16 protein-coding genes are annotated in these 17,091 nt (G+C 70.3%); 15 read left to right on the top strand and 1 reads right to left on the bottom strand.

Going from position 1 to position 17,091, the window contains the following annotated elements; all coding sequences use genetic code 11:
• Positions 1-15 precede the first annotated feature (15 nt).
• Entirely contained in the window at positions 16-816 is an 801-nt protein-coding gene (locus Q392_RS02070; RefSeq protein WP_051952709.1) for an enoyl-CoA hydratase/isomerase family protein, read from the bottom strand.
• A 190-nt stretch (positions 817-1,006) separates the two neighbouring features.
• Here Q392_RS02070 and Q392_RS02065 point away from each other — a divergent pair, with 190 nt between their 5' ends.
• The 15 genes from Q392_RS02065 (at position 1,007) to can (ending at position 17,079) form a co-directional block, all read left to right on the top strand.
• Positions 1,007-2,509, top strand: coding sequence for a class I adenylate-forming enzyme family protein (locus Q392_RS02065; protein WP_239656133.1), 1,503 nt, complete (start codon positions 1,007-1,009; stop codon positions 2,507-2,509).
• A gap of 64 nt (positions 2,510-2,573) precedes the next feature.
• Complete coding sequence (locus Q392_RS02060) at positions 2,574-3,758, top strand: lipid-transfer protein (protein WP_038200734.1); 1,185 nt, start codon at positions 2,574-2,576, stop codon at positions 3,756-3,758.
• Positions 3,759-3,784: 26 nt separating this feature from the next.
• Entirely contained in the window at positions 3,785-4,228 is a 444-nt protein-coding gene (locus Q392_RS02055; RefSeq protein WP_038200733.1) for a MaoC family dehydratase N-terminal domain-containing protein, read from the top strand.
• 20 nt (positions 4,229-4,248) lie between these two features.
• On the top strand, positions 4,249-4,665 hold the full coding sequence (locus Q392_RS02050; RefSeq protein WP_038200732.1) for a MaoC/PaaZ C-terminal domain-containing protein: 417 nt from the start codon (positions 4,249-4,251) through the stop codon (positions 4,663-4,665).
• A gap of 39 nt (positions 4,666-4,704) precedes the next feature.
• The gene (locus Q392_RS02045; protein WP_038200730.1) at positions 4,705-5,532 is read left to right on the top strand and encodes an SDR family NAD(P)-dependent oxidoreductase; all 828 of its coding nucleotides are present in this window, start codon (positions 4,705-4,707) and stop codon (positions 5,530-5,532) included.
• A 66-nt stretch (positions 5,533-5,598) separates the two neighbouring features.
• Positions 5,599-6,780: an acyl-CoA dehydrogenase family protein gene (locus tag Q392_RS02040; protein WP_038200729.1), complete on the top strand. Its 1,182-nt coding sequence runs from the start codon at positions 5,599-5,601 to the stop codon at positions 6,778-6,780.
• 15 nt (positions 6,781-6,795) lie between these two features.
• Positions 6,796-7,953: an acyl-CoA dehydrogenase family protein gene (locus tag Q392_RS02035; RefSeq protein ID WP_038200727.1), complete on the top strand. Its 1,158-nt coding sequence runs from the start codon at positions 6,796-6,798 to the stop codon at positions 7,951-7,953.
• A complete protein-coding gene (locus Q392_RS02030) occupies positions 7,950-9,557 on the top strand; it encodes an acyl-CoA carboxylase subunit beta (protein WP_038200726.1) in 1,608 nt (535 codons plus the stop codon). The genes Q392_RS02035 and Q392_RS02030 overlap by 4 nt, the downstream gene beginning before the upstream one ends.
• Positions 9,558-9,562: 5 nt before the next feature.
• Positions 9,563-10,756: a CaiB/BaiF CoA transferase family protein gene (locus tag Q392_RS02025; protein WP_038200891.1), complete on the top strand. Its 1,194-nt coding sequence runs from the start codon at positions 9,563-9,565 to the stop codon at positions 10,754-10,756.
• A 31-nt stretch (positions 10,757-10,787) separates the two neighbouring features.
• A complete protein-coding gene (locus tag Q392_RS02020; protein WP_038200890.1) occupies positions 10,788-11,948 on the top strand; it encodes an acyl-CoA dehydrogenase family protein in 1,161 nt (386 codons plus the stop codon).
• Positions 11,949-11,957: 9 nt separating this feature from the next.
• Positions 11,958-12,761, top strand: a complete 804-nt coding sequence (locus tag Q392_RS02015) for an enoyl-CoA hydratase/isomerase family protein (protein WP_051952705.1) — start codon at positions 11,958-11,960, stop codon at positions 12,759-12,761.
• Complete coding sequence (locus Q392_RS02010) at positions 12,761-14,791, top strand: acetyl/propionyl/methylcrotonyl-CoA carboxylase subunit alpha (RefSeq protein ID WP_051952703.1); 2,031 nt, start codon at positions 12,761-12,763, stop codon at positions 14,789-14,791. The genes Q392_RS02015 and Q392_RS02010 overlap by 1 nt, the downstream gene beginning before the upstream one ends.
• A 20-nt stretch (positions 14,792-14,811) precedes the next feature.
• Positions 14,812-15,603, top strand: coding sequence for an enoyl-CoA hydratase-related protein (locus Q392_RS33345; protein WP_038200725.1), 792 nt, complete (start codon positions 14,812-14,814; stop codon positions 15,601-15,603).
• An 8-nt stretch (positions 15,604-15,611) separates the two neighbouring features.
• Entirely contained in the window at positions 15,612-16,400 is a 789-nt protein-coding gene (locus tag Q392_RS02000; protein WP_038200887.1) for an enoyl-CoA hydratase/isomerase family protein, read from the top strand.
• Positions 16,401-16,428: 28 nt separating this feature from the next.
• Complete coding sequence (gene can / locus Q392_RS01995; RefSeq protein WP_038200724.1) at positions 16,429-17,079, top strand: carbonate dehydratase; 651 nt, start codon at positions 16,429-16,431, stop codon at positions 17,077-17,079.
• The last annotated feature ends 12 nt before the right edge of the window (positions 17,080-17,091 follow it).

The raw sequence follows: 17,091 nt of genomic DNA, 5'->3' as shown, positions 1-17,091 counted from the left end.
CATTCCTTGAAAGGGTCAGCAGCCCTTGAACTCGGGCTTGCGCTTGCCAACGAAGGCGGCGACCCCTTCGCGGATGTCGTGCGAGTGGCGGTGGGCATCCAGCACCAGGCGCTCCAGGCGCAGCGCGGTGGCCTGCGGCTGATCCAGCCCGTCGGCCACGGCCTGCTTCATGCGCCGCAGCACCAGCGGGCTCTTGGAGGCGATGCGCGTGGCGAGCTTGTCCACCTCGGCAGCGAGTTCGGCGTCGGGGACGACGCGGTTCACCAGGCCCAGCGGCACCAGCTCGGCCGCCGGCAGCGTGTCGCCGGTGAACAGCAGGTACTTGGCCGCCGTGGGGCCGATGCGCCGCGGCAGCACGGCCGCGCCGCCTGCGCCAGGAAAGACGCCGAAGTTGGCGTGCGCATCGCCGATGCGCGCGCCTTCGGCGGCGATGATCAAGTCGCAGGCCATCGCCAGCTCGAGGCCGCCGGCCATCGTCAGGCCGTTGAGTGCAGCGATGGTGGGTTTGGGCAGCACGCGCAGCCGGTCGATCATCCCGGCAATGCGGTCGAGAAAGGCGTTGAGCGGGTCTTCATCGTCCGGCGCAGCGGTGCCACCTTCGAACACGCCCTTCAGGTCGGCGCCGGCGCAAAAGGCCCGCCCCGCGCCGGTGAGCACCGCCACGCGCACGTCGCGGTCGCGCTCAATGCGGCCGATGGCATCGGCGAGTTCGTCGCACAACGCGTCCGACAGCGCGTTCATCGCGTCGGGGCGGTTCAACGTGAGCCAGGCGGTCTGCGCCCGCCTCTCGTAGCGCAGCGCCGTGTACGAATGCAAGGCTGTCTCCTTGGATTTTGTGTTCTTGGCGGGCCGCGCCCAGGAAGAGCGCGCCAGCCTCCAGATTCGTCGACAAGGTTAACGGGGCGTTGTAAAACTGTCAAGCGTTAGGTAGACTCAGGCCGACCCGTGGCGCCCCGACTTCGGCGCGAGTCGCGATCAACCCGAACCAAGGATGCAGAGCAAGGCATTGCCCCTGACCGTCGCCGACCTGCTGCGCAAGCAGGCGGTCGTGCGCCGCGACGCGCCCGCGCTGCAGGACGCGCAGGGCGCGCTGAGCTTCGGGCAACTCGATGGCTGGGCCTGCCGCATCGCGCAGGCCCTGCTGGCCGGCGGCGTGGGTGCCGGCGATCGCATCGCGGTGCTGGCGGAGAATCGGCGCGAGTACATCGGGCTGCAGCTCGCGGCGGCCAAGATCGGTGCCATCGTGGCCTGCCTGAACTGGCGGCTGGCGGACGGCGAGGCGGCGCATTGCCTCGGCCTCGTGTCGCCGCGCCTGGTGTTCGTCTCGCGGCGCCATGCCGATGTGCTGGCGCGCATCGGCTGGGCGGACTGCCCGGTGATCGGGCTGGATGCCGAGTTCGACGGCCTTCTTGAGGGCCGCAGCGAGGACGATCCACAGCAAGAGGTCGACGCCGAGCAGGGCTTGGTCATCCTCTACACCAGCGGCACCACCGGCCTGCCCAAGGGCGCCGTCATCAGCCAGCGCGCGATGGTGGCGCGTGCGATGTGCTTCGCCGCCGACTACGGCATCGGCGCCGAACACGCCTACGTGGCCTGGAGCCCGCTGTTCCACATGGCCGCCACCGACTTCAGCCTGGCCACGCTGATGCTCGGCGGCAAGGTCGTCGTGCAGGACGGTCTGGACATCGAACGCCTGTGCGCGACCATCGAGCGCGAGACCATCGGCTGGCTGGTGGCGATGCCCGGCATGATCGACCTGCTCATCGAGGGTCTGAAGCGCCACCGCACGCGCCCGCGCGGCGTGCGGCTGGTGGGCGCGATGGCCGACCTGGTGCCACTGCAGCAGATCGCCGAGCTGACCGGCCTGCTCGGTGCGCCCTACATCAACAGCTTCGGCGCCACCGAGACCGGTCTGGCGCCGGCCTCCGGCGCGCTGCTGGCGCCGGGCGTCGTGCCCACGAGCCTGGCCAAGCGCGAGTCGGGCTTCTGCCGCGTGCGGCTGGTCGACGCCGACGACCGCGACGTGCCACCGGGCACACCCGGGGAGGCCGTGCTGCGCGGCCCGACGCTCTTCTCCGGCTACTGGAACGCGCCCGAGGTGAACGCGCACGACTTCCGCGGCGGCTGGTTCCACATGGGCGACCTGTTCGTGCGCCGCGCCGACGGTTCGCTCGACTTCGTCGACCGCGTCAAGTACCTCATCAAGTCCGGCGGCGAGAACATCTACCCGGCCGAGATCGAGCGCGTGCTGCTGGCCCAGCCCGCGGTGGCCGACGCCGTGGTGGTGCGCCGACGCGACGAGCGCTGGGGCGAGGTACCGGTGGCCTTCGTCGCCGTGCAGCCGGGTGCGGCTGCCGACGGCGAGCCCCTGCTGAGCCGCTGCCGCGAGCAGCTCGCCGGCTTCAAGGTTCCCAAGGAGATCCGGTTCGTCGAGCTGGCCGCGTTCCCGCGCAGCAGCACCGGAAAGATCCAGCGCCACGAGGTCGAGCGTCAATGGCTCGCCGAATGAACCGCGCCGTGGCCACGTGCCGGCCCCGCGGCATCAACGTCTTGTCCAACCCCAGGAGCTTTCCATGAGCCACACAGTCATCGTTGCCGGCGTCGGCATGATTCCCTTCGCCAAACCCGGCGCCAGCGAGCCCTACAACGTGATGGGCGAGAAGGCCGCGCGCCAGGCGCTCCAGGATGCCGGCGTGGACTACAAGGCCATCGAACAGGCCTTCGTCGGCTACGTGTATGGCGACTCCACCTGCGGCCAGCGCGCGCTGTACCCGCTGGGCATGACGGGCATCCCGGTGCTCAACGTCAACAACAACTGCTCCACCGGCTCATCGGCGCTGTTCCTGGCGCGCCAGGCGGTGCAGTCGGGCGCTGCCGAGTGCGTGCTGGCACTCGGCTTCGAGCAGATGCAGCCCGGGGCGATCAAGGCCGCCTTCCCCGACCGCCCGACGCCGTTCGAGCAGTTCGACCAGGTCACCGACGAACTAGTCGGGCACCCTGAGATCCCGCTCGCGCTGCGCTACTTCGGCGGCGCCGGCAAGGCGCACATGGACAAGTACGGCACCAAGCTCGAAACCTTCGCCGCCATCCGCGCCAAGGCCAGCCGCCATGCGGTGAACAACCCGCTGGCGCTGTTCCGCAAGGAGGTCAGCGTGGACGACGTGATGGCCGCGCCGATGATGTGGGAGGGCGTGATGACGCGCCTGATGGCCTGCCCGCCCACCTGCGGCGCCGCCGCGGCCGTCATCTGCTCGGAGGCCTACGCCAAGAAGCACGGCTTGAACCGCCAGGTGCGCATCGCCGCGCAGGCCATGACCACCGACTTCCCCAGCACGTTCGAGGCGCACGACATGATGCGCGTGGTCGGCTACGACATGGCCAAGGAGGCCGGCCGCAAGGTCTACGAGGCGGCCGGCATCGGCCCGAAGGACATCGACGTCGTCGAGCTGCACGACTGCTTCGCGCAGAATGAGCTCATCACCTACGAGAGCCTGGGCCTGTGCCCCGAGGGCGGCGCCGAGAAGTTCGTGCGCGATGGCGACAACACCTATGGCGGCAAGGTCGTCACCAACCCGTCGGGCGGCCTGCTCTCCAAGGGCCACCCGCTGGGCGCGACCGGGCTGGCGCAGTGCTACGAGTTGACGCACCAGCTGCGCGGCACGGCAGAGCAGCGGCAGGTGAAGGGTGCGCGCACCGCCCTGCAGCACAACCTGGGGCTCGGCGGCGCCTGCGTCGTGACCCTGTACCAAGCGGCTTGAATGCCATCAACAAAGGGCCAACACCCATGATCGACAGGAAGCACATCGGCTATGCGCCGCCGCCCACGCTGTGGACGGTTGAAAAGGGGCGCATCGCCTTCTTCGCCAAGGTGATCGGCCTCACCGACCCGATCCACACCGATGAAGCCGCGGCCAAGGCCGCGGGCTATCGCGGCATCGTCGCGCCGCCCACCTTCTTCTTCGGCGCCGAGAGCGATGCCGGCGTGTCGATGAAGATGATCCAGGAATTCGAGATCGACCTGGGCAAGGTGCTGCACGGTGAGCAGCACTTCGACTACCACGCCCCGGTGTGCGCCGGCGACACCCTGCGCATCGAGACCAGGGTCACCGACATCTACGACAAGAAGGGCGGCCTGCTCGAGTTCGTGGTGCGCGAGTCCAAGGTCACCAACCAGCTCGGCGAGCACGTCGCCGACATGCGCGGCATTCTTGTCGTGCGCCACGGTTGAGAAGTGAGAGGAGACGCACGATGAGTTTCGATCCCAAGAACGTGAACGTGGGCGACGCCATGCCCATGCTCGAGCTGCCGCCGATCTCGCGCACCACGCTGGCCCTGTTTGCCGGCGCCTCGGGTGACCACAACCCCATCCACATCGACCTCGACTTTGCCCGCAAGGCCGGCATGAAGGACGTGTTCGCGCACGGCATGCTGTCGATGGCCTACCTGGCGCGCGCGCTCACCCAGTGGGTGCCGCAAAGCCGCGTGCTCAACTACGGCGTGCGCTTCGCGGCCATCACCCAGGTGGCCGACCGCGTGCAGTGCAGCGGCAAGGTCGTCGAGAAGCTCGAGTACCGCGGCCGCCCCTGCGCGCGCATTGAGCTGACGGCCTTGCGCAACGGCGAGCAGGTCACGCTCAGCGGCGACGCCATCGTCGCGCTGGACTGACCCCGCATCCACACCGAATCCCATTCTCTGGAGACACCCATGAAGAAGCTCGAAGGCAAAGTGGCCATCGTTTCCGGCTCCGGCCGCGGCATCGGCCGCGCCATCGCGATGAAACTGGCCGGCGAAGGCGCCAAGGTCGTCGTGAATGACCTCGACGCCGGACCGGCCGAAGAAACCGTCGCCGCCATCAAGGCCGCGGGCGGCCAGGCCCTGGCCTGTGCCGGCAGCGTCACCGCCGAAGGCTTTGCCGAGAAGTTCGTCAAGACCGCGATCGACGGCTTCGGCGGCCTGGACATCATCGTCAACAACGCCGGCTACACCTGGGACAACGTGGTGCAGAAGATGACCGACGAACAGTGGCACGCGATCCTCGACGTGCACCTGACGGCGCCGTTCAAGATCCTGCGCGCCGCGGCCGACTACTTCCGCCACCAGTCCAAGGTCGAGGCCGATGCCGGCAAGGAAGTGTTCCGCAAGGTGGTCAACATCTCGTCGGTCGCCGGTACCGGCGGCAATGCCGGCCAGGCCAACTACTCGGCCGGCAAGGCCGGCATCATCGGCCTGACCAAGGCGCTGTCCAAGGAGTGGGGGCGCTACAAGGTCAACGTCAATGCGGTGGCCTTCGGCCTGATCAAGACCCGCCTGACCGAAGCCACCGCCGGCGGCAACGCCTCGATCGACGTCGAGGGCCGGCAGATCAAGGTGGGGGTCAACCCCGAGCTGATGACGATGATGGAGCGCACCATCCCGCTCGGCCGCGGCGGCACGCCCGAAGAGGCCGCGGGCTCGGTGTACCTGCTGTGCACGCCCGAATCCAACTACATCAGTGGCCAGGTGCTGATCTGCGGCGGCGGCATCTCGCTCTGAAGCCTGCAAGCCGCCGCGCCGCACGCGCGTCGGCTCGACCCGCTTTCGAAGAAGGTTTGCCACCCGATGGACCTGACATTCAGTGACGAGGACCGCGCCTTCCAGCGCGGCGTGCGCGCTTGGTTCGCGGCCAACACCCCCGAAGCCCTGCGGCGCAAGGTCCAGAGCGGGCAGATGCTGACGCGCGACGACATCGTGCACTGGCAGCGCCGCCTCGACGAGCAGGGCTACCTGGTCGTGGGCTGGCGCAAGGAGCACGGCGGGCCCGGCTGGACGCCGACGCAGCGCTATCTGTACGACCTGGAGCGCGCCGCCGCCAACGCGCCGGTGGGCCTGTCGATGGGCGTGATCATGCTGGGCCCGGTGCTGATCGCCTTCGGCACCGAGGCGCAGAAGGCGCAGTACCTGCCGCGCATCCGCCGCTGCGAGGACTGGTGGTGCCAGGGCTATTCCGAGCCCGGCGCGGGCTCCGACCTGGCGAGTCTGGCCACCACCGCGGTGGCCGACGGCGACGACTACGTCATCAACGGCTCGAAGATCTGGACCACCTACGCGCACTGGGCCACGCACATGTTCTGCCTGGTGCGCACGGCCAGCACCGGCAAGAAGCAGGAGGGCATCTCCTTCCTGCTGATCGAGATGGACCGTCCCGGCATCGAGGTGCGGCCCATCGTCTCGATCGACGGCGAGCACCACCTGAACCAGGTCTTCTTCACGGACCTGCGCGTGCCGCGCAGCAACCTGGTGGGCAAGGAAGGGCAGGGCTGGGAGATCGCCAAGTACCTGCTCACGCACGAGCGCACCAGCATCGCCGGCGTGGCCGACTCGAAGGCGGCGATGGCCAACGTGTTGCGCTCGGCCGAATCGCGCGGCTGGGGCGGTGGACGGCTGATCGACCAGCCCGGCATGTCCGCCCGCCTGGCGCGTGCCGAGATCGACCTGATGGCGCTGGAGTTCACCAATCTGCGCGTGCTCTCCTCCATGGCTGCGGGTAAAGCGCCGGGCCCGGAGTCGTCGATGCTCAAGCTGATGGGCACCGCGGTGCAGCAGACATTGTCGGAGCTGGCGCTCGAGGTCGGCGCCGAACAGGCCTGGCCCTGGCACGCGCAGGGCGCGCTGGCCGATTCACCCCACGCCCATGCGATGGAGCGCTTTGCCTTCCTGCGAGCCGCCACCATCTACGGCGGCAGCGACGAGGTGCAGAAGACGGTGCTGGCCAAGTCCATGCTGGCCGGCGTGGCACGTTGAACGGATGACACGCGCATGGACCTGAACCCCACCCCCGAACAGAAGATGCTGCGTGATGCGGCGCAGAAGTACTTCCGCGCCGAGTACCGCTTCGACGCGCGCGCGAAGCGGCTGGCGTCAGCCGACGACGCCGTGGCCGGGGCGGCGCACTGGACGCGCTTTGCCGAATTCGGCTGGCTGGGCCTCGGCCTGCCGGAGGCCGTGGGCGGCTTCGGCGGCATGCCCGAGTTGATCGCCGTGTGCGAGGCGATGGGCGCGGCGCTCTCACTCGAGCCCTACGTCGCATCCACCGTGCTGGCGGCCCAGGCGGTGGCTGCTGCGGCCGACGCCGGGCAGCAACTGGCGCTGCTGACGCCGCTGGTCGAAGGGCGCAGCCGGCTGGCGCTGGCCTGCACCGAGGCCGACTCGGGCCCCACGCTCGCGTGGGTCGAAACGCGCGCAAAGCGTCAGGGCAGCGGTTGGGTGCTCGACGGCCGCAAGACCGGCGTCGTCGGCCTGCCGCAGGCCGACATGGCCATCGTCAGTGCGCGCCTCGACGGCCGCCCGGGCGAGCGCGCCGGTCTTGCGCTGTTCGCGCTGCCGGTGGGCACGGCCGGCGTGCGCATCGAACCCTACCGGCGCTACGACGGCGTGTCCGCCGGCGAGCTGCGGCTCGACAGCGTGCAGCTCGACGCCGCGGCACTGCTGGGCGACCCGGGGCGTGCACTGGAGGCGCTGGAGCGCGCCGTCGACCTGTCGACCATCGCCGCCTGCGCCGACGCGCTGGGCGCGATGACGGCCGTGCTGCACAAGACCGGCGCCTACCTGGCCACGCGCAAGCAGTTCGGCGCGCCGCTGGCGAGCTTCCAGGTGCTGCAGCACCGCATGGTGGACATGTTCGCGGCGCTCGAAGCGTCGCGCTCGATGGTGGTGATGGCGGCGCTGCATGCCGATGCTGCACCGGCCGAGCGGGCGCGTGCGGCGTCGGCGGCCAAGGTGGCGGTCGGCGAGCGCGCGCGCTACGTCGCCCAGCAGGGCGTGCAGTTGCACGGCGGCGTCGGCATGACCGAGGATCTGGACATCGGCCACTACTTCCGCCGCCTGACCCTGTTCGAGAAGGCCGACGGCGGCATCGACCACCACCTGCAACGCTTCGCGCAATCGCAGCGCAAGGAACTCGGGACGCGGCCATGACGGTGATGCCCTCCACGGTCTCGCCCGGCGGCGAGGCCTTCGCGCGCAACCACGAGGCTTACCTCGCGCGCATCGCCGACCTGCACGCACGCCGTGCGCGGGCGCTCATCGGCGGGCCCGAGAAGGCGCGCCGCCTGCACCAGCAGCGCGGCCAGCTGCTGCCGCGCGAGCGGCTGGCAGCGGTGCTCGACCCCGGCTCGCCGTTCCTGGAGTTCGGCCAGCTCGCGGGCGAGGGCCTGTACGAGGGCGTGCCGCCCGGCGGCAGCATCATCACCGGCGTGGGCCTGGTCAGCGGCCGGCCGTGCATGCTGATGATCCACGACGCCACGGTGAAGGGCGCCACCTACTACGGCATCACCGCGAAGAAGCACGTGCGGGCGCAGATGTTCGCCTGGCAGCACCGGCTGCCATGCATCACGATGGTCCAGTCCGGCGGCGCCAACCTGCCCGAGCAGGCGCACATCTTCCCGGACGACGGCCAGTTCGGGTCGATCTTCTACAACCAGATCCGCATGTCGGCCGAGGGCATCACGCAGATCGCCACCGTGCATGGCCCGTCCACCGCGGGCGGTGCCTACCTGCCGGCGCTGTGCGACATCGCCGTCATCGTGCGCAAGCAGGGCGCGATGTTCCTCGGCGGGCCCGAGCTGGTGTATGCGGCCACCAAGGAAGAGGTCGATGTCGAGACGCTGGGCGGCGGCGAGATGCACAGCCGCGTCAGCGGCGTCACCGACCACCTGGCCGAGAACGACGGCCACGCCATCGCCATCGTGCGCGACATCGTGGCCAACCTCGGCACGCCGCCGAAGCAGCGCTGGAACGTGGCCCCGAGCCGCGCGCCGCTGCACGACCCGCGAGAGATCTACGGCATCGTCAGCGCCGACACGCGCCACCCCACCGACAACCGCGAGGTCGTCGCGCGTCTGGTCGATGGCAGCGAGTTCCAGGAATTCAAGCCGCTGTACGGCGACACGCTGGTCTGTGGCTTCGCGCGCATCAAGGGCTTCCAGGTCGGCATCCTGGCCAACAACGGCGTCATCTTTTCCGAGGCTGCGGTCAAGGGCGCGCACTTCATCGAGCTGGCCTGCCAGCGCGACATCCCGCTGCTGTTCGTGGCCGACGTGTCGGGCTTCATGGTCGGGCAGGCGGTGGAGCGCGAGGGCATCGCCAAGCACGGCGCCAAGTTCATCACCGCCATGGCCTCGGCCAGCGTGCCGCGCTACACGCTCATCACCGGCGGCTCGTACGCCGCGGCGTACCTTGCGATGTGCGGGCGGCCGTTCAAGCCGCATGCGATGCTGATGTGGCCGAGCGGCCGTGCCGCGCTGATGGGCCCCGAGCAGGCCGCCACCACGCTGACGATGGTGCGCGACCGCATCCACGAACGCGAAGGCATGAGCTGGACCGACGCCGAGCGCGAGCGCTTCAAGCAGCCGATCCGCGAGCAGTTCGAGGCCTTCGCCAGCCCCTACAACTTCGCCTCCAACCTGTGGTGCGACATGGTCATCGACCCGCTAGAGACGCGCGACACGCTGGCCCTGCTGTTCGAGCTGGCCGGCCGCCAGCCGCAACGCGACACGCGTTTCGGCGTGTTCAGGATGTGACGGTGATGCTCGGCTCCGTCCTCCAGGGCCTGCGCGTCATCGACCTGACGCAGAACGTCGCCGGCCCGTACTGCACGCAGGTGCTCGCCGACCTCGGCGCCGACGTCATCAAGATCGAGCGGCCGGGCGGCGGCGACGACGCGCGCGCCTGGCGGCCGCCCGAGATCGGCGGCATGGGCACCGGCTTTGCGGCGCTGAACCGCAGCAAGAAGAGCGTCGCGCTCGACCTCGACCGGCCCGAGGGCCAGCGCATCGTGGCGCAGCTGGCCGCGGGTGCCGACGTGCTGGTGCATTCGCTCAAGCCGGGCAGCGCCGAGGCGCGCGGCCTGGGCGACGAACCGCTGCGCGCCGCGAACCCACGGCTCGTGTACTGCGCCATCAGCGCCTTCGGCGAGGCGGGGCCGATGCGTGGCCTGCCCGGCTACGACCCGCTGATGCAGGCCTTCACCGGCATCATGAGCGTCACCGGCCACGAAGGCGACGAGCCGGCGCGGGTGGGCGTGTCGCTGATCGACCTGGGCACCGGCATGTGGGCCGCCATGGCCGTGCTCGCGGCCCTGCTGCAGCGCGCCACCACCGGCCAGGGCTTGCGTGTGGGCGCCAGCCTGCTGGAGACCGGCCTGGCGTGGATGGCGGTGCCGATCGCCAACTACCTGGCCACGGGCCGGCTGCCGCGCAAGATGGGCTCGGGCATGGCTATGATGGTGCCCTACGAGCTGTACGACACGGCCGACGGCCAGGTCTTCATCGCGGCCGCCAACGACCGGCTGTTCGCCCGCATCTGCGACGCGCTGGGCTGCCCTGAGCTGGCGCGCGATGCGCGCTTCGTCGACAACCCCTTGCGCGTGGGCCACCGTGACGCGCTGCACGAGGCGCTGGCAGCGCACACGCGCACGCGCAGCACCGCCGAGTGCATCGCCCTGCTGCGCGCGGCCGGCGCGCCCTGCAGCGAGTTGAACAACGTGGCCCAGGTGCTGGAGCAGGAGCAGGTTCAGGCCCTGGGGCTGCTGACCGACGTGCCGCTGCCGCAGGCACCCGGGCACCGCGCCATCGGCCTGCCCTTCAACAGCGGCGGCGAGCGTGGCCGCACGCCCACGGCGCCACCGGCGCTGGGCGCCGACACCGCGGCCGTGCTCCATGCCTTGGGCATCGATGCAGCGGCGCAGGCCGCGCTGCAGCGCCTCGGCGTGATCGGCTGAACCGACCGGAAGGAGTCAATTTCCCATGCCGATGAACTTCGACTACACCGACACCCAGGCCCAGATCCGCGCCGCCGTGAAGGAGCTGTGCGCGCGTTTCGGCCCCGCGTACTGGCGCCAGCTGGCGCAGGACGGCCAGTACCCCGAGGCCTTCGTCGATGCGATGGCCCAGGCCGGTTGGCTGGCCGCACTGATCCCCGAGGAATACGGCGGCGCCGGCCTGCCGCTGCTCGACGCCTGCCTGATCCTGCAGGAGATCAACCAGAACGGCGCCAGCGCCGTGCACTGCCACGCGCAGATGTACACGATGGCCTCGATCATGCGCCACGGCAGCGAGGCGCAGAAGCGCCGCACGCTGCCGCGCATCGCCGACGGCAGCCTGCGCCTGCAGGCCTTCGGAGTGACCGAGCCCGACGCCGGTTCCAACACGCTGGCGATCAAGACCTTCGCGCGCCGCGTGCCCGGCGGCTACGTGCTCAACGGGCAGAAGATCTGGACCTCGCGCTACAGCCATTCGCACCTGTACCTGCTGATCGCGCGCACCACGCCGCTCGCCGAGGTGAAGAAGAAGACCGACGGCCTGAGCCTGTTCCTGATCGACATCGCCAAGGCCGGCAAGGCGCTGCAGTCGCGCCAGATCAAGACGATGATCAACCACCACACCTTCGAGGTGTTCATCGACAACCTGGAGCTCGCCGACGACGATCGCATCGGCGAGGAAGGCAAGGGCTTCCACTACCTGCTCGATTCGCTGCACAGCGAGCGCCTGCTGGTGGCCAGCGAGGCCATCGGCGACGGCCACTGGTTCGTCGGCAAGGCCGCGGCCTATGGGCGCGAGCGCGTCGTGTTCGACCGCCCGATCGGCTCCAACCAGGGCGTGCAGTTCCCGATCGCGCGGGCGCACCTCAACGTCGAGGCGGCCGAGCTGATGCGCAACAAGGCGGCCACGCTGTTCGACGCCGGCCAGCCCTGCGGCCGCGAGGCCACGATGGTGAAGTACCTCGCCAGCGAGGCCGCCTGGGAGGCGGCCGAGGCCGCGATGACCACCTTTGGCGGCTACGGCGTGGCCTGCGAGTTCGACATCGAGCGCAAGTGGAAGGAAAGCCGCCTGTTCCGCACCGCGCCGATCTCCAACAACCTGGTTCTGGCGCAGGTGGCCGAGCATCTGCTTGGCATGCCGCGTTCGTACTGAGACCGCACGATGGGAACCTACGAGACGCTGCGCGTCGAGCCAGCCCCGGGCACCTCCCCCGACGAGGGCGTGCGTTGCCTGGTGCTGAACCGACCCGAGGTGATGAACGCGATGAACACGCAGATGTTCGTCGACCTGCGCGCCGCACTGCATGATCTGGCCTACGACGACGGCCTGCGCGTGCTCGTCGTCACCGGTGCCGGCGAGCGCGCCTTCAGCACCGGCGGCGACCTGAAGCAGCGCGACGGCATGACCGACCAGCAGTGGCGGCGACAGCACCAGCTGGCCGAGGAGGTGCTGCTGGCGGTGAAGGACTTTCCGTGCCCGGTGATCGCCGCCGTGGAAGGCCATGCGCATGGCGGCGGTTGCGAACTGGCGCTGATGTGCGACTGGATCGTGGCCGCGCGCTCGGCGGTGTTCTCGCTGCCCGAGGTGCGGCGCGGCATCATGCCCGGCGGCGGCGGCATCCAGAACCTGGTGCGCGCGGCCGGGGCGCGGCGCGCCAAGCAACTGCTGCTGACCGCGCGCCGCTTCAGCGCGGAGCAGGCTGCACAGTGGAACATCACCACCACGCTGGTCGAGCCCGGCCAGGCGCTTGCCACCGCGGTGGCCGAGGCGCGCGAGGTGGCGCTGGCCGCGCCGATGGCCGTGCACTACGCCAAGGTGGCGGCGTCGCGCGGCGGCGAGGTCGACTTCCACAGCGGCTACGCGCTCGACATTGCCGCCTACAACGTGCTCGTGTCGTCGCAGGACCGGCTCGAAGGCGTGCGCGCCTTCAACGAGAAGCGGCCGCCGCGCTGGAGCGGGCGCTGATGTTCCGGCGCATCCTGATCGCCAACCGCGGCGAGATCGCGTGCCGCATCGCGCGCACCTGCCGGCGGCTGGGCATCGCGCCGGTCGGCGTGCATTCCTGCGCCGACCGCGATGCGCTCCACCCCTCGGTGATGGACGCGTCCATCGGCCTGGGCGGCGCCAGCGCCGCCGACAGCTACCTGCGCATCGACGCCGTCATCGACGCCGCACGCCGCACCGGTGCGCAGGCCATCCACCCCGGCTACGGCTTCCTGGCCGAGAACCCGGCGTTCGCTGAAGCCGTGGAATCGGCGGGGCTGGTGTTCATCGGGCCCACGGCCGATACGCTGCGCCGGCTGGGCCACAAGGGCCAGGCCAAGGCCGAGGCGCGCGCGGCCGGCGTGCCCGTGCTCGGTGGCGGCGAGGACGCCAGCGCCGACGCCGAGACGGTTGCCGAGCGCGCACGTTCGGTCACGTTGCCGGTGCTGCTCAAGCCCGCGGCCGGCGGCGGCGGCAAGGGCATGCACGTGGTGCGGCAGGCGAGCGAGCTGCACGCCGCCATCGGCACCGCGATGCGCGAGGCGCGCAGCGCCTTCGGCGATGCGGCGCTGATCGTCGAGCCCTATGTCGAACGCGGGCGCCACGTCGAGGTGCAGATCGCCGGCGACGGCCGCGGCGAGGTGATCCACCTGTTCGAGCGCGAGTGCACGCTGCAGCGCCGCCACCAGAAGCTGATCGAGGAGGCGCCCGCCGCGCCGTTGCCCTCGGGGCTGCGCGAGGAGTTGCTCGACGATGCGCTGCGGATCGCGCGCCGACTCGACTACCGTGGCGTCGGCACAGTCGAGTTTCTCGTCGCCGGCGATCGGCACTGGTTCCTCGAGGTCAACCCGCGCCTGCAGGTCGAGCACCCGGTCACCGAGGAGGTGACCGGCGTCGACATCGTCGAACTGATGCTGCGCGTGGCCGCAGGCGAAGGCCTGTCCGTACGCCAGGCCGACGTGCGCGTGCGCGGCCACGCCGTGGAAGCGCGGCTTTGCGCTGAGGACGCCGAGCGCGACTTCCTGCCCGCCACCGGGAGCATCGAGCAGATCGCCTTCCCGGGAGGTGGGGTGCGCGTCGAAAGCGGCGTGCGCGCCGGCTCGGAGGTGACGTCGCACTACGACTCGCTGCTGGCCAAGCTCGTGGCGCACGCAGCCACCCGCGACGAAGCGCTCGACCGCGTGCAGGCCGCGCTGGCCCAGACGCGGGTGCTGGGCGTGACCACCAACGCCGATTTCCTGCGCCGGCTGCTGGCGCGGGCCGAGGTGCGCGATGCCAGCTTCCACACCCGCAGCATCGATGAATGGCTTGCCCGGCCGGATCGCACGGCCCAGGTGGTGCCGCCGGCCATCGTGGCCGCGGCCGGCCTGTGGTGGATGCTCGACGAGCGCGCGCGTGCTCCCGACTGTGGGGCCTGGTCGGCGGCCGATGCCACAGGCTGGCAGATGCACGCCGGAGACGACCCGGTGAGCGCCGTGCCCGCGGTGCTGCTGCGCGACGGCACGACGGTCCACGAGGTGCACCTGGGCATCCCCGGACCCGACGGTTTCACCACCGTGCAGGTGGGCGACACGCGCCTGCGCCTGGCGCTGCGCGCGCAGCCCGGCGGCGGCTGGCAGGGCGAGCAGGGCGGCGAAGTGCAGACGCTGGCCTTCGCCCGCCGCGGGACGAACCTTTTCGTGCAAGCCGGCGGCGCCGGCCACCAGATCGATGTGCAGCCCTACCTGGCCCGCGCGGCGGCCGGCTCTGCCGGGTCCGGCGAGCTGCGCACGCCGATGATGGGCACCATCCTCGCCACCCATGCCGAGGTCGGCCAGGCCCTGCGCGCCGGCGACGTGGTGGTGACGATGGAGTCGATGAAGATGGAAATGAAGATCTGCGCCGAGCGCGATGGCGTGCTGGCGAGCCTGAGTGCCGTCGCCGGCCAGACCGTGGAGCGTGGCCGCGTGGTGGCGGTCGTCGTCGCCGCCGCCGACGCTCCCGACCCTGCCCCGGCCGATGCCGCCACCTGACAACCCGCCTGGAGAACCCGTTGGACTACAAGACCATCCGCCTCACGCGCGACAGCGCGTATGTCGCCCGCCTCACGCTCGCCCGCCCCGAGATCCAGAACGCGCTGAGCCTGGACGTGGTGCGCGAGCTGCTGCACGCCATCGCCGCGATCGGCGCCGACACGAAGCTGCGTGCGGTGGTGCTCAGCGGCGAAGGCAAGTCGTTCTGTGCGGGCGGCGACCTGACCTGGATGCAGACGGTGCTGTCGCAGAGCCGCGAGCAGCGCATCGCCGACTCGCTGCCGCTGGCCGACCTGTTCTACGAGTTCGACCGCCTGCCCAAGGTGGTGATCGGTCGCATCAACGGCCCGGCCACCGGCGGCGGCTTCGGCATGACCTGCATCTGCGACGTGGCCGTCGCGGCCAGCACCGCGCGCTTCTCGCTCACCGAGGCGCGGCTCGGGCTGGTGCCGGCCAACATCGGCCCGTACGTCGCGCGCAAGATCGGCCTCGCGCGTTCGCGCCGCTACGGCCTGACGACGCAGTTCATCGACGCCGCGCAGGCCGAGCGCATCGGCCTGGTGGACCGTGTCGTCGCGCCCGAAGACCTGGACCGCGCGGTGGATGAGGAACTCGATCTCGTGCTCTCGCTGCCGGCGAGCTCGATCGCGGCGACCAAGCAGCTGTTCAACGACGTGCACGGCCGGCCACCGCGCGAGTGCATGGACTACACCGCCAACGCGCTGGCCGATGCCTGGGAGACGCCCGAGGCTGCCGAAGGCATCGCCGCCTTCCTGGGCAAGCGCGCAGCCAACTGGAAGGTGGCCCGATGAGTACCGCCATGAACGACGCCGACACCGTGCTCTACGAGGTGCGTGACGGCATCGCCACCGTCAAGATCAACCGCCCCGAGATCCGCAATGCGCTGTCGCCGGCGGCAGCCAACCGCCTGTACGAATGCTGGGACCAGGTCGATGCCGACAAGGACGTGCGCGTCGCGATCCTCACCTCGGCCGACTGCGGCACCTTCTGCTCCGGGCTCGATCTGCGCGAGGCCTCGCGGGTGAAGAAGGAGGAGGGCGTGGACATCCTCACGAAGATGAAGGACCCGTTCCACGCCCGCCAGCGCCGCGTCGCCAAGCCGATCATCGCCGCGATGACCGGGCACCTGATCGCCGGCGGCATGATGCTGTCGCTCAACTCCGACCTGCGCGTCGGGCTGAAGGGCACCCAGGTTGGTATCACCGAGACGCGCATCGCCGGCCGCGGCAGCCCGTGGGCGATTCCGCTGCTGTGGATGCTGCCGCAGCCGCTGCTGATGGAGATGGTGCTGACCGGTGAGCTGTACCCGATCGAGACCTTCCACGAGCTTCGCTTCATCAACTACCTCGAGGACACGCCCGACGCGGTGCGCGCCCGCGCACAGGCGCTCGCCGAGCGCATCCGCGATAACGCGCCGCTGTCGGTGATGGCGGGCAAGGAGTCGATCCTCACCGCGATGAGCGCGGGCTGCGACGCCGGCATGGCGCTGGCGCACAACATCTACCGCGCCGCCTACGCCAGCGAGGATGCGCAGGAAGGCCCGCGCGCCTTCGCCGAGAAGCGCAAGCCGGTGTGGAAGGGCCGCTGAGCCCGCAGCACCGCGAAGGAACAACCGCATGTGCAGCATCGACCCCCTGATCCGCAACAACCGCGCGTGGTCGGCCCGATGCCGCGCCGAGGACCCGCAGTTCTTCACGCGGCTCGCGGGCCAGCAGACGCCACGCTACTTGTGGATCGGCTGTTCCGACAGCCGCGTGCCGGCCAACGAGATCGTCGGCCTGCGGCCGGGCGAGATCTTCGTGCACCGCAACGTCGGCAACCTGGTGGTGCACTCGGATCTGAACTGCCTGACGGTACTGCAGTACGCCGTGGAGGTGCTGAAGGTCGAGCATGTGCTGGTGGTCGGCCACTACGGCTGCGGCGGAGTGCAGGCGGTGGTCGAGCAGCGCCGCACCGGGCTGGCCGATAACTGGCTGCGACACATCGAGGACGTCGCGCGCAAGCATGAAGCCCGGCTCGAAGCAGCTTCGTCACCCGCCGAGCGCGCGCAGAGACTGTGCGAGCTGAACGTGATCGAGCAGGTGAGCAACGTGTGTCGTACCACGATGCTGCGCCGGGCCTGGGCCCGAGGCCAGGCGGTGGCTGTGCACGGCTTCGTCTACGGGCTCGAAGACGGGCTGCTGCACCGGGTCAGCGACGCGGTGGGCGGCATCGAGTCGCGGGAGTCCGGCTACATCGATGCTCTGGCCGCGCTTGGCGTTCCGTGAACGCGGTTGGCC

This window comes from Xenophilus azovorans DSM 13620 (assembly GCF_000745855.1).
GTDB lineage: Bacteria > Pseudomonadota > Gammaproteobacteria > Burkholderiales > Burkholderiaceae_C > Xenophilus > Xenophilus azovorans.
The sequence above is the reverse complement of the archived record's forward strand: the minus strand, read 5'-3'. Positions and strand labels throughout refer to the sequence as shown.